General features: G+C 53.6%; 11 protein-coding genes. All 11 read left to right on the forward strand.

What is annotated here, in order from left to right; translation table 11 throughout:
• Position 1 precedes the first annotated feature (1 nt).
• The 11 genes from sufD to R5L00_RS10940 all read left to right on the forward strand — a co-directional run bounded on the left by sufD (position 2) and on the right by R5L00_RS10940 (position 12,371).
• A complete protein-coding gene (gene sufD, locus R5L00_RS10890; RefSeq protein ID WP_317651676.1) occupies positions 2 to 1,306 on the forward strand; it encodes a Fe-S cluster assembly protein SufD in 1,305 nt (434 codons plus the stop codon).
• Between the two features lie 2 nt (positions 1,307 to 1,308).
• On the forward strand, positions 1,309 to 2,568 hold the full coding sequence (locus R5L00_RS10895) for a cysteine desulfurase (RefSeq protein ID WP_317651678.1): 1,260 nt from the start codon (positions 1,309 to 1,311) through the stop codon (positions 2,566 to 2,568).
• Positions 2,568 to 3,050 (forward strand): Fe-S cluster assembly sulfur transfer protein SufU, encoded by a 483-nt coding sequence (gene sufU / locus R5L00_RS10900; protein ID WP_317651680.1) that lies wholly within the window; start codon positions 2,568 to 2,570, stop codon positions 3,048 to 3,050. The genes R5L00_RS10895 and sufU overlap by 1 nt, the downstream gene beginning before the upstream one ends.
• 55 nt (positions 3,051 to 3,105) lie before the next feature.
• Positions 3,106 to 3,666, forward strand: coding sequence for a NifU family protein (locus tag R5L00_RS10905; RefSeq protein ID WP_107694904.1), 561 nt, complete (start codon positions 3,106 to 3,108; stop codon positions 3,664 to 3,666).
• A 283-nt stretch (positions 3,667 to 3,949) separates the two neighbouring features.
• On the forward strand, positions 3,950 to 4,360 hold the full coding sequence (gene hemJ, locus R5L00_RS10910; RefSeq protein WP_107694879.1) for a protoporphyrinogen oxidase HemJ: 411 nt from the start codon (positions 3,950 to 3,952) through the stop codon (positions 4,358 to 4,360).
• Between the two features lie 79 nt (positions 4,361 to 4,439).
• Positions 4,440 to 5,540 (forward strand): 3-dehydroquinate synthase, encoded by a 1,101-nt coding sequence (aroB, locus tag R5L00_RS10915; protein ID WP_317651683.1) that lies wholly within the window; start codon positions 4,440 to 4,442, stop codon positions 5,538 to 5,540.
• Positions 5,533 to 6,654, forward strand: a complete 1,122-nt coding sequence (locus R5L00_RS10920; RefSeq protein WP_317651684.1) for a deoxyguanosinetriphosphate triphosphohydrolase — start codon at positions 5,533 to 5,535, stop codon at positions 6,652 to 6,654. The genes aroB and R5L00_RS10920 overlap by 8 nt, the downstream gene beginning before the upstream one ends.
• Positions 6,655 to 6,945: 291 nt before the next feature.
• Positions 6,946 to 8,013, forward strand: coding sequence for a uroporphyrinogen decarboxylase (gene hemE / locus R5L00_RS10925; RefSeq protein ID WP_107694875.1), 1,068 nt, complete (start codon positions 6,946 to 6,948; stop codon positions 8,011 to 8,013).
• 190 nt (positions 8,014 to 8,203) lie between these two features.
• Entirely contained in the window at positions 8,204 to 8,887 is a 684-nt protein-coding gene (locus R5L00_RS10930) for a response regulator transcription factor (protein WP_107694903.1), read from the forward strand.
• Positions 8,874 to 10,145 carry a sensor histidine kinase gene (locus R5L00_RS10935; protein ID WP_107694873.1) on the forward strand — a complete coding sequence of 424 codons (1,272 nt, stop codon included), beginning with the start codon at positions 8,874 to 8,876 and terminating at the stop codon, positions 10,143 to 10,145. The genes R5L00_RS10930 and R5L00_RS10935 overlap by 14 nt, the downstream gene beginning before the upstream one ends.
• Before the next feature lie 1,272 nt (positions 10,146 to 11,417).
• Positions 11,418 to 12,371, forward strand: coding sequence for a sodium-dependent bicarbonate transport family permease (locus R5L00_RS10940; protein ID WP_107694869.1), 954 nt, complete (start codon positions 11,418 to 11,420; stop codon positions 12,369 to 12,371).
• Positions 12,372 to 12,443: the final 72 nt, after the last annotated feature.

A 12,443-nucleotide genomic window follows, 5' to 3' on the forward strand; every position in this document is an offset into this window, starting at 1 on the left:
CATGAGTGCGGTGGTCAGCAACGGCTATCTTAATAGTATCCTTCAGGGGCGGCCTCAACTGCCGCCCAGTCCCCTGGCCTGGTTTAACCAACTGCGCGCCAGTGCTGTCGAGCGCGCTGGGACGCTGCAGGTTCCGACTACGCGCGATGAGGAGTGGCGCTTTACCGACATATCTCCGCTCACCCGGCTGTCGTTGCGCCCATCGCACGCACCAGCGCATGCGATAGATGCACGGCATTTTCATCTGGATGAGGCAGCGATCAGGCTGGTGTTTGTGGACGGGGCGTTCATGCCGGAGTTGTCCAGTCAGCCGGATTTGATGGAAGACAGTGGTCTGGTTGTCACTGATCTGTCGACGGCAGTAGCGACGCACGCCTCGGTAATCGAGCCACATCTCGGCCGCCTCGCGGGTTTCGAAAACAATTTATTCGCTGCGGTCAATACTGCCTACCTGCACCATGGAGCGCTGATCATTGCGCCTCGCGACGCCAAGGTACGGAAGCCGGTGCACGTGTTATTCATCGCCACGCAGGCGGGAGCGGCAATCCACCCCCGGTGCCTATTGATTGCTCAGGCGGGTAGCGCGGTAACAATGGTCGAGGATTACGTTTCCTTGCAGGACGACGCATATGTAACCAACGCGGTGACCGAGGTTGCTCTTGAGAATAATGCAACGGTTACCCACGTGAGAGTGCAGCGCGATAGCCTGGAGTCATTTCACATCGCAAACTGCGCGGTATCGGTGGCGCAAGGCGGCTGCTATCGGTCTGTAAGTATCGCGCTTGGCGGGCGTATTTCCCGCTATGACCTGAATGCGACGCTTGCGGCGGAGGGAGCGGAGTGCGTCATCGACGGCTTGGCTTTGATAAAAGGCCGCCAGCTCGCCGATACTCATACCTGTATCGATCACGCGAAACCGTATGGTACGAGCCGTCAGTCACATAAATGTATTGTGGACGGCGCTGCGCACGCGGTATTCAATGGCAAGATTCTCGTGCGCGCGGGAGCCCTGCGTACTGATTCTGCACAATCAAGCCGCAACTTGCTCCTGAGTGCCAGGGCGCGCGTCGACACAAAGCCACAGCTTGAAATCTTTGCGGATGACGTGAAATGCGCGCATGGTGCGACGGTTGGGCAACTGGATAACGAGGAACTTTTTTATCTCAAGAGCCGCGGCCTTACGGAAACTGCGGCACGCAATCTGCTGACTTATGCCTTCGGCGCGGAAATAATCGACCGTATCCCCATTGCTTCGCTTAAACATCGGCTCGAGCAGACTGTGCTCGAACAGACTAAAAAAACCTGACCATGAAGCTCATTGATTCTGCTTTGCAACCGGAATTCACTTCAATGTTCGACGTTGAACACATCCGTGCTGATTTTCCGATCCTGAAGCTCCAGGTTGAAGGAAATCCATTGGTTTATCTTGATAACGCCGCATCAAGCCAGATGCCGAAACCAGTCATCGATCGCCTGGTGCGCTACCAGACCAGCGAACATGCGAATATCAACCGCGGAGTACATTATTTATCGGAAACGGCAACAGCGGAATACGAGGCCTCGCGCCGCAAGCTGCAGCATTTCATCAATGCGCGTGAGGATCGGGAGGTTATTTTTACCAGCGGCACAACCGATTCGATCAACCTGGTCATGCACGGCTATGGCCGCAAATATATCCGCGCAGGCGACGAGATCATTCTGACCACGCTCGAGCATCATTCGAACATCGTGCCGTGGCAAATGCTCGCCGAAGAGAAAGGCGCGAGGATTCGCGTGGTGCCCATCAACGATGCTGGCGAACTTCTTGTCGACGAATACGAGAAGCTTTTTACCGCGCGTACAAGATTCGTTGGTGTAATGCACGTGTCAAATGCCCTCGGCACCATTAATCCTGTCAAGCAAATGATTAAATTTGCCCACGAGCGGGGCGTCCCGGTACTGGTCGATGGCGCGCAGGCCGCGCCCCATATGCTGGTGGACGTTCAGGATCTGGATTGCGACTTCTATGCTTTTTCTGGCCACAAGCTGTGCGGACCGACCGGCATTGGGGTACTTTATGGAAAGGCTGAGTTACTTGAGCGAATGCAGCCTTACAAAGGTGGCGGGGATATGATTCTGGCGGTGACGTTTGAAAAGACGACATATAATTCCATCCCGCACAAGTTCGAGGCCGGCACGCCGCCGATTGCGGCCGCCATCGGCCTCGGTGCGGCGGTTGATTATCTGTCCGCCATCGGCCTGGACACCATTGCGGCATATGAACTTAAGCTGCTGAACTACGCAACGGAGCAAATATCCCATATACCGGGCATCCGCGTTGTTGGGACCGCCGCAAGGAAAACAGCGGTACTTTCATTTGTGATGGAGGGGGTGCATCCGCATGACATCGGCACGCTATTGAATCAAGAAGGCGTTGCCGTCCGCACTGGTCATCATTGCGTACAACCGGTGATGCTGCGCCTCAAAGTCCCAGCGACAACGCGCGCTTCGTTTGCGTTTTATAACACCATGGCCGAGGTGGACGCGTTTATCTCGGGCATTCGAACTGTGCAAAAGGTTTTTACGTGATGAACTCCAAGTCCCTTTATCAAGAGGTTATTCTCGACCACAATAAAAAGCCTCGAAATTACGGCACGCTGGATAAGGCGACCCATCACGCGGTTGGCCATAATCCGCTTTGTGGCGATCATCTCGACATCGAGCTTAATCTAGATGGGGAGCGGATCGACAACATTGCGTTCCATGGTGAGTCATGCGCCATCTGCAAGGCGTCTGCCTCGATGATGACGACGGTTGTTAAAGGCAAGACCCGTTCCGACGCGGAGACGTTGATAAAGGAATTCCGCGAGATGGCTACGGGCACGCTCAACTTAAATGACGGCCATCACTTGGGACGGCTTACGGTATTCGCCGGTGTGCGCGATCTGCCAACTCGCGTAAAATGCGCTATTTTGCCTTGGCACACGCTGCAGGCGGCGCTGAACTCGGTTACGACTACCTCGACCGAGGCGGAAGATGATCCCATGCACGCCGCGATAGGAGATGCTTAAAGATTTCTGACGAGCTCCACAGGACTTGTTCAGAGCTCCCCTGAAGGAACTGGAAATGCCTAAAATAGCTGAAATCGAGGGTACCCCGAACCGGAACGCGTTAAAGTTCATTCTGAAGGAACCGCTGACCTGGGGGGTGACGCGCTCATACGATAATGCCGAGCAGGCGCTGGGCGATCCGCTTGCTGAGGCGCTATTCGATATAGACCACGTGACCAACGTATTTTATGTCGATCGCTGGATCACGATCACCCAGGATGGCGGGGCAGACTGGCAGGATCTGGCGCGTGAAGTGGCCGATCCGATCCGCGCTGCGCCTGCGGCAGATGCGCACTCAGCCGCTACAGTCGCGGCCGCCGGGACTGCGATCGCTGGATTAAGTCCCGAGGACCAGAAACGCCTTGATGCGATCAACGAAATGCTCGACGAGGAGATACGCCCCTACCTGCAAAACGACGGCGGCGATCTCCATGTCCTTGCTCTGGATGGCAACAAGCTCAGCGTTCATTACCAAGGGGCGTGTGGCACCTGTCCCAGTTCGATCTCAGGCACGCTCAGGGGTATTCAGAATATGCTAAGGGCGATCGAACCAGAAATCGAGGTTGTTGCGATGTAATATAGCGCTTCGATTCGTGCTCACACGCTATATAAATATTCCCCGTACTTTTCGGCTCCAATGATTGGATGAGTTGGCGGAACCTGCAGAGCGTCGCATAATTGTTCAAAAGCTTTGCGGCGCTCTGTTCAGCTCAGCTGCAAGCGGGATAATGCCTGTATCGGCAGTCCTCCAGCGAGCAGCATTTGCGGGCTGGCTGGAAAGTGCGCTTGGATACGTCTTGTGGTCGCCTCTGACGCGCAGCCGGATGAACTAGTCAGTCTTTCCTGTCTAAATTAACCAGATGCTCTGGGTCAAATCCTTCCATATTATTTTCGTCGTGGCCTGGTTTGCGGGCCTGTTTTATCTACCGCGGCTGTTTGTTTACCATGCTACAACCAGCGATTCGCTCGGTCTCGAGCGTTTCAAGGTGATGGAGCGCAAACTCTACTATGGCATAATGACGCCGAGTGCTGTGTTGGCAGTGGCGTTGGGGCTGTGGCTGTGGCTGGGTTACGGCATAACGGGCGGTTGGCTTCATGCCAAACTGGTACTCGTGTTAATACTAGTCGCATATCACCTGTACTGTGGAAGACTTCTTGCCGATTTCAAGCATGATCGCAACCGCCACGGGCACGTTTATTACCGCTGGTTTAACGAAATCCCAGTCCTGATTCTGATCGCGGTGGTCATACTGGTAGTGGTAAAGCCGTAAAAATTTATTTCACCTTATCCTGGCTTCGCCAAGCATAACTCATTAAGAGCCACACTGCGGAGCCATTCCGGTTCGCGCCATGAAGACGATTACGGTTAACCTTACTCCCGCGCCGAGCGAGCGCAGCTACCCGATACATATCGGTAGCGGTATCTTGAGTCAGCCTCAATTTATCTCGCGCCATCTGACGCAGCAGCGCGTCGCAATCGTGTCCAATGCCACGGTGGCCCCCCTTTATATGGGACGGTTGCGTGCCAGCCTTGGTGCTCAAGGGGTTACATCGGTCCCTATTATTCTCCCCGACGGGGAAGAATATAAAAATTGGCAAACACTAAACTGCATATTCGATGCTCTCCTGACGAACCGGTGCGAACGCAGCACTGCTGTCCTGGCTTTAGGAGGCGGCGTTGTTGGTGATTTGACCGGATTTGCCGCGGCGTCATATCTGCGCGGTGTTCCTTTTATCCAGATTCCCACGACGCTTCTGGCGCAGGTTGACTCGTCGGTCGGCGGCAAGACCGGCATCAATCATCCCCTTGGCAAGAATATGATCGGCGCTTTTTATCAGCCGCGTGCAGTCCTGGCAGACATCGAAACGCTGAATACCTTGCCGGATCGGGAGTTGCACGCGGGCATTGCCGAGATTATCAAATACGGCCTCATCCGCGACCCCGTCTTCCTGGAGTGGATTGAGGCCAATATGCAAGGGCTGTTAGCGCGGGATGCGGTGATTCTGGTGGAAGCCATCGAGCGCAGCTGCGCAAATAAGGCCGAGGTCGTGGCGGCGGATGAGCGTGAAAGCGGTATGCGCGCGCTGCTGAACCTGGGGCATACATTCGGGCACGCGATCGAGAATGCGATGGGGTATGGTGTCTGGCTGCATGGCGAAGCGGTGGCGGCGGGCACGATGCTGGCAGCGAACCTGTCGCATCGAATGGGCATGATCAGTCGCACTGACGTGAAGCGAATCAGGGATCTTTTCGTACAGGCCAAGCTTCCCGTGATTGCGCCGAATCTGGGCGCGGAAACATATTTGCGCCTGATGGGACTGGATAAGAAAGTCGAGGCGGGGAAACTGCGTTTTGTATTACTCAAACGCATTGGCGAGGCTGAGGTTCGGGGGGACGTACCCAGCAGCCTGCTGATTAAAACTCTTGCTGAATGCACAGCCAATGCTTGAATTAGCCCCTTATGCGGTATCGCAGGCAAACTCGCGCGGACGCCAAATTGCCGAAGAGTTGTCTCCCGGACGGACATTTTTTCAACGTGATCGCGATCGTATCATCCATTCCACCGCCTTCCGCCGGCTCGAATACAAGACTCAAGTTTTCGTCAATCACGAGGGAGACCTATTCCGCACGCGCCTGACGCATAGTCTGGAAGTGGCGCAAATCGGTCGGTCCGTAGCCCGCAACTTGCGTCTTAACGAAGACCTGGTCGAGGCAATCGCGCTGGCGCATGACCTGGGGCATACGCCATTCGGGCATGCGGGGCAGGACGCTCTGAATGATTGCATGAAAGAGTATGGTGGCTTTGAACACAATCTTCAGTCCCTGCGGGTGGTAGATGTACTTGAAGAGCATTACGGTGGATTCGACGGCTTGAATCTGTGCTTCGAAACCCGTGAAGGCATTCTTAAACATTGCGCAAGAAAAAAAGCCGCCCAGCTGGGTGACGTGGGCGAACGTTTTCTCACCGACAGGCGCCCCTCGTTGGAGGCGCAGCTCGCCAATCTTGCCGATGAAATAGCGTATAACAACCATGATGTCGATGACGGCTTGCGCTCCGGGCTGATTACCGAGGAACAGCTTGGAGAAGTGAAAATCTTCTCCCGCCATTTAGCCGCCGCCAGAACCGCGTATCCCGGAATCTCTGGCCGGCGTCTCATTCACGAGACGGTGCGACGCATGATCAATACGCTGGTATCGGATTTGACCGAGCAAAGCGCAAGAAATATTGCAGAGGCCGCGCCGGAAGGTTTATCAATGGTGCGGGAAGCGCCTGCCCTGATTGGTTTCAGCAATAAAATCCGGCAGGAGCAGCAGGAATTGAAAAAATTCCTGCGCGACCATCTTTATCGGCACTATCAGGTGGCGCGCATGAGCGCCAAGGCGCGTCACACCGTCGAAATGCTTTTTAAGGCGTTTCATTCGGATATACGGTTGCTCCCGCCGGCATTTCAATCGAAATATACTCAGGATGGGTATCAGGCGATTGCAGACTATATTGCAGGCATGACTGACCGCTACGCCATACGTGAATATCGGAAGCTGTTTACAATCGAAGAGCGCTGAACGCCTGATGCAGCGTCTGCGGTTCGCAGGACCTTCCAATGAGACCCTCTGATTCAGGAGAACCGAACGTCCTAAACGGCCTATGCCGCTTTGGTTGGCATAGGTATGGCAATGGATCAGCCATGGCAACTGCCAGCCGATGAGCATATACCTGAAAGTCAATCGCTGGTAATATCGTGGGTTCGGCCCGTCCGTCATGGTCGGCGTCCCTTCCCTCGTCCGAATCCGGGCCAGGTGGCAAGAGGAAAATGCCGAGTCTCTTTTCTGAACTGTGCGGTTGAATGGACGCGAATGACAAAATTAAAAAATGATACGTTGTTGCGGGCTCTCCTGCGCCAGCCCACGGACTACACGCCGGTGTGGCTGATGCGCCAGGCCGGCCGCTATTTGCCTGAGTATAACCAGACCCGTTCCCGCGCCGGCAGTTTTCTCGCTTTATGCAAGAATCCGGATTACGCGACTGAAGTCACCATGCAGCCGCTCGCGCGATTCCCGCTCGATGCGGCGATACTGTTCTCGGACATTCTAACGATACCCGATGCAATGGGGTTGGGTCTTTATTTTTCCGAAGGGGAAGGGCCCAAGTTTGAGCGCCCTTTGCGCGAGGAATGGGAGATTCGCGCACTTGCGGTACCCGATCCGGATGCACATCTTCGCTATGTGCTGGATGCGGTGACCCAAATTCGGAAGACGCTGGATAACAGGATTCCCCTGATCGGATTTTCAGGTAGCCCGTTTACGTTAGCCTGCTACATGGTTGAAGGTTGCGGCGGGACCGATTTTCGCCAGATCAAAACCATGCTGTATCAGCGGCCCGATCTGTTGCATCACATCCTTAACATTAATGCTCAGGCTGTTACGGCCTATCTGAATGCCCAGATCGAATGCGGGGCCCAGGCGGTAATGATTTTCGATACTTGGGGCGGAGCTCTATCTCATGCTGCCTATCGGGAATTCTCCCTGCGTTATATTGGCCAGATCCTGGCTGGACTAAAACATGAGCATAACGGAGAGCGCATTCCAAATATTGTTTTTACCAAGGGCGGCGGGCTGTGGCTCGAGAGCATTGCTGACAGCGGTTGTGACGCGGTTGGACTGGACTGGACTGTGGATATTGCCGAAGCCCGGCGGCGTGTGGGTCACAAGGTTGCTCTGCAGGGAAATCTCGACCCGGCCGTACTGTTCGCTTCGCCGGAAGTAATTGCCGCTGAAGTTGAAAAAATCCTGTCGGGTTATGGTAATGGCAGCGGCCACGTCTTCAATCTAGGACATGGCATTTCCCAGTACACGCCTCCAGAAAGCGCTTTGACACTTGTGGAAGCGGTTCACAGTATCAGCAGGAAATATCGACAGCACTAGATATATTTTATAGAACATGTTAATGGCGACAACCAATACGAAGATGTGCTAAATTCGGGTTTTAAGCGAACAGGCCAGTTATGGAAACAGATACTGACCCAACCCAAACATGGTCAATTTTTCGGTGCAAATAGGTGAAAAACGGGTAAATTCAAGTGGTTCGGCTAGAACAAGCTTAACAAAATCGCCAGTGCATATACTTATTATTGAAGACGACCCCGCGATCGCCACCAACCTTTACGATTTTCTCGAGGCGCGTGGTCACAGCGTGGATGCTGCCGCAGATGGAATTACCGGCCTGCATCTTGCTGTAACGCAAAAATTCGACGGAATTCTGCTTGATCTTGGATTGCCGGGTATGGATGGCATTACGTTGTGCCGGAAACTCCGCAAGGAAGCGGATATCGACACGCCGGTACTGATGCTTACCGCCCGAGATACGCTGGACGATAAACTTAAAGGGTTCGATTGCGGCGCGGATGATTATCTGGTTAAGCCGTTTGCGCTGAAGGAAGTTGAGGCCCGCCTCGTCGCCATGCATAAGCGTCATGGCGGGAAAGTCACCAGTCGCATGCTCGAAACGGGGGATCTCTCGTTCGACCCCAAGACACTATCTATACAATTTGCCGGTGCGAGCGTCAAGCTGCCACCAAAATGTATTAGGCTGCTTGCCATTATGATGGGTGAACCCGGCCGGGTGTTCAGCCGAAGAGAATTGGAATCGGAAGTTTGGGGCGATGAGCAGGGTACCAGTGATACCTTGCGTAGTCATATGCACGAACTACGCCGTGCGCTAAGCCGGGCCGGAGGATATGATCCAATCGAAACAGTTCATGGCCTTGGTTACCGCCTGATTTCTCGTGGCCGGAGTTAAGCGCGGTTTACGCCTGCGTGTCGCACTGGCTTTTGCAATATTCTGCATCGTTGTTGTTGGAACCGTTGGTATCAGCCTCTATATCGCTTCGGATGATATCGAACAGGCGCATATCGAGCAGATACTCGAAGCCGAGATGGACTATCTCGTGCAGCGTTATCGCGACAGTAGCGACTTTGTTCCGCAGGTGGGCTCCAATCTCGAAAAGTATATCGTCCGCGACGCCGCGGACGAATCGCATCTGCCCACCTATCTGCAAGGATTGAATTACAGGCGCCATAAAGTGTTTCGCGGCCCCGAGGAGATCCGGGTCGCGGTAAGGCATGTTGACGGCATTAAGTTTCTCGTTGCCTATGAAATCGGACTCCACGATTTGCGGCAGCAGGAACTCCGGCTCCTCATCGTTTTATCGCTTTTATCGGTGGTTGGCGTTGCCCTGGTGGTCGGATATCTGCTCGCGGGGGTACTTGTCAGACAAGTCACCGATCTCGCCGAGCGCGTCCGGCATCTCGCGCCGGGTGACGTGCAAGGCGCAACCATGATACAGCCCGGACAGGACGAGGAGGTGGCGCAGCTCGCGCATGCGCTGGACGACTACCAGAACCGCATAACACGTATGTTGCGGCGCGAGCAGGAGTTTACCGCCAATGTCAGCCATGAGTTACGCACACCCATCACCACCATTTTGACAAGTTGCGAGCTTCTGGCGACTGAGCCAAGCCTGCCGGAAAGGGCACGGGGGCGAATCGGAATGATCGAGAGTGCGGCCACCCGCATGGGAGAGCAATTACAGGCCTTGCTATTTTTAGCCCGCGAGCAGGCGCTGGGAATCATGGAGCCGGTTGCTCTTGCGGAGTGTGTTTATGATGCCGTGGAACCTGTCTGTACGGAAATATATCGCAAACGCCTTAATTTCGAGGTGGCAATCGAACCAAAGGCCGTTCTTACGCTGAATCCGCAGGCGCTGCACACGGCTCTCGTGAATCTGCTCCGAAACGCGGTGCAGTATACCGAGCGGGGTTTCATACGTGTCAGTTTTAACCGGAACCGTTTGTCGATCTCGGATTCGGGCATTGGCATTGAACCTTTTTACCTCCCGCTGCTCTACGAGCGCTTTTTCCGCGGAACGTCCCAAGGGGAAGGTTTGGGCATCGGGCTCGCCATCGTCAAACGTATTTGCGATCACTACGGCTGGACCATTGATGTTGACAGCACTCCGGGAAAAGGAACAACCTTTCACATTACATTTCCCGGTTAGTCATACCGAGCCAGTCTCTTCCTTTTCCAGAACCAAGCCTGTCTGTTTCCTGCTCAACAGGTGAGCAGGCCGACGGGCGTTGCCATCACCGGCAGGCGTGGCGACATAAGCAGACAACGTTTGCTGCCAACCCTAGCCCCGCGCCCCTTCCAAAACCCACTGGTTTCCCTAGTTTAGCTCCAGATTCCCTATGATGCGCTGGGGGAGGGTGGTTCCTTCCTAAGTATCCCGCCGCTTGCGCGCGCTCTCAAACGTGTTCCCCTCAACCGAGTAGCTCTGTAGGTCGTGGCTCGGCCGCCGTTCGCCTCAAGACACCTTAGCCATTCAGATTTTGCCGCAGCACCGGTGCCATGCTCCTTCCCAATTTCAACAACCTGCTTCTTCATCATGGCGATCTACTTGAGGTCCCGGCGTTCGTTTTCATCTTCCCATGTTGAGGTTCGACATCGCTTCAACGTGCTTAGCCGTGAAAGACGCCTCAACGGTGCATCATTCATGCCGGGCGCGGCGTAAAAATACGTGGGTTCTTCATCTAAACTATTTACCCAAAAGCAATAAGCGCACGTTTGTTTCGGGAGGAATTAAGACTTTTTTAAAATATTTTAATTTAGTTTGCCCGATTCACAAATTAATCACAGATACGAAATCTTTTCTTCACACGCATTATGCTAATTTTTGGTTAACACGTAATTCGGACCACTTATAACACACGAAACCGAGGAATTCCTAAAAATAACCTTAAAAATCAATAGGCTATAAAACGATATTTTAATGTATACGTGCTGCAGGGATTTAATGGAAAACTAATTTTCACAAAATTGGCGGTGTGTCAAGCAAAATCGCTGTCGAAAACACCGATCCGAAATATGATGTGTGTGAACGGGGTTAAAGTTTTTAAAAACATTTATGGATTTAATTTCAATCCGATTATTTATCTCAGTTTCAAAAAAAATATGACGAACTGTTAACTGGGATTGAAAAGCCTATTAATGCGATGGTTTTCCGCTCGTTCTCCCGAGATGGCCGCGTTTGGAATAGAGCGATTGGGATTTGCCTCGTGGCCGCTGGGATGAACGTAGCGCGCCGTGAGAAATGTTAACCACGATGATAAACGCGGGTTTTTCCGGTAGGTCGGGTAAAAGTACTTTCTGAGGGGGGGTGAGGGATGAGTCGACGCAAAAGGGTGGTGTCAGGTAGCGGATGCGGCAACAGAGCGAAAAATAACATGCAAGTCGTTAGGAAAACCAATAATCACAATAGGAGGATGACGTAATGGCTACGATACAACCTGTAGTGCTGTTCTTCGTTCTCGGAGTTTTGGCCGGAGTGATGAAATCCGACCTCAAGATCCCCGAGGCCTTATACAAGAGCCTGAGCATCTTCCTGTTGATTGCCATCGGTTTCAAGGGTGGGGTGTCGATGGCGAAGTACGAGATCATGGAAGTCCTGCCAATCGCGCTGTCGATGGTTGTGCTCGCGGCGCTGATTCCACTCACCGCCTACCCGATATTGAGAAAGCTCGGGAAATTCAGTCAAGCGGATTCCGGGGCTATTTCCGCCCACTACGGTTCGGTGAGCGCGGTGACCTTTGCCGTGGGTATCGCCTTCCTGGAGGGTATCAAGGAAACGTCCGAAGGCTACATGGTCCTGATCATGGCGTTGATGGAGATACCCGCTCTGGTGACCGGTACAATCCTTGCAAGGGCAGGAGCGGGGGGTAAAACTGAGTGGAGGAAGCTGCTGCATGAGATTCTCACTGGTACGAGTATCTTTCTGATGGTTGGCGGAGTCATCGTCGGTTACTACGCCGGAATGGTAAAACTTGTCTCGCCCCTGGATAAGATGTTCATGGACCTGTTCATGGGCGTGCTGGCCTTATTCCTGCTGGAAATGGGTTTGCTCGCATCAGCGCGGTTGCAGGTAATCAAGGCAAAAGGCCCATTCCTCATCGGGTTTGGCATACTGTTTCCATTGACCGCCGGGTTTTTTGGCGCATTCCTCGGCGCTTCATTCGGTTTATCCCTTGGCGGTGCGACGATGCTCTCTGTGCTGTATGCCAGTTGTTCATACATCGCGGCGCCGGCAGCCATGCGCATCGCGGTGCCCGAAGCGGATCCGGCGGTGTCCATTGGAGCTTCCTTAGGGGTAACCTTCCCGTTTAACATCTTCATCGGGGTCCCCATCTACTATGAGATGGCGAAATTCTTCAAAGGATTGTTGGCATAAAATCGAAATAACGATGGACGTACTATCAATGGGGATAGTGGTATTAGATTAGTAAAGCATCTTTACCACGGT

The organism is Nitrosospira sp. Is2, assembly GCF_033095785.1.
In the GTDB taxonomy this organism is placed as follows: Bacteria; Pseudomonadota; Gammaproteobacteria; order Burkholderiales; family Nitrosomonadaceae; genus Nitrosospira.

Bases quoted from the DNA above. Each gene is read 5' to 3' on its own strand.
- sufD (WP_317651676.1), top strand. From the start codon at position 2: ATGAGTGCGGTGGTCAGCAACGGCTATCTTAATAGTATCCTTCAGGGG.
- R5L00_RS10895 (WP_317651678.1), top strand. From the start codon at position 1,309: ATGAAGCTCATTGATTCTGCTTTGCAACCGGAATTCACTTCAATGTTC.
- sufU (WP_317651680.1), top strand. From the start codon at position 2,568: ATGAACTCCAAGTCCCTTTATCAAGAGGTTATTCTCGACCACAATAAA.
- R5L00_RS10905 (WP_107694904.1), top strand. From the start codon at position 3,106: ATGCCTAAAATAGCTGAAATCGAGGGTACCCCGAACCGGAACGCGTTA.
- hemJ (WP_107694879.1), top strand. From the start codon at position 3,950: ATGCTCTGGGTCAAATCCTTCCATATTATTTTCGTCGTGGCCTGGTTT.
- aroB (WP_317651683.1), top strand. From the start codon at position 4,440: ATGAAGACGATTACGGTTAACCTTACTCCCGCGCCGAGCGAGCGCAGC.
- R5L00_RS10920 (WP_317651684.1), top strand. From the start codon at position 5,533: ATGCTTGAATTAGCCCCTTATGCGGTATCGCAGGCAAACTCGCGCGGA.
- hemE (WP_107694875.1), top strand. From the start codon at position 6,946: ATGACAAAATTAAAAAATGATACGTTGTTGCGGGCTCTCCTGCGCCAG.
- R5L00_RS10940 (WP_107694869.1), top strand. From the start codon at position 11,418: ATGGCTACGATACAACCTGTAGTGCTGTTCTTCGTTCTCGGAGTTTTG.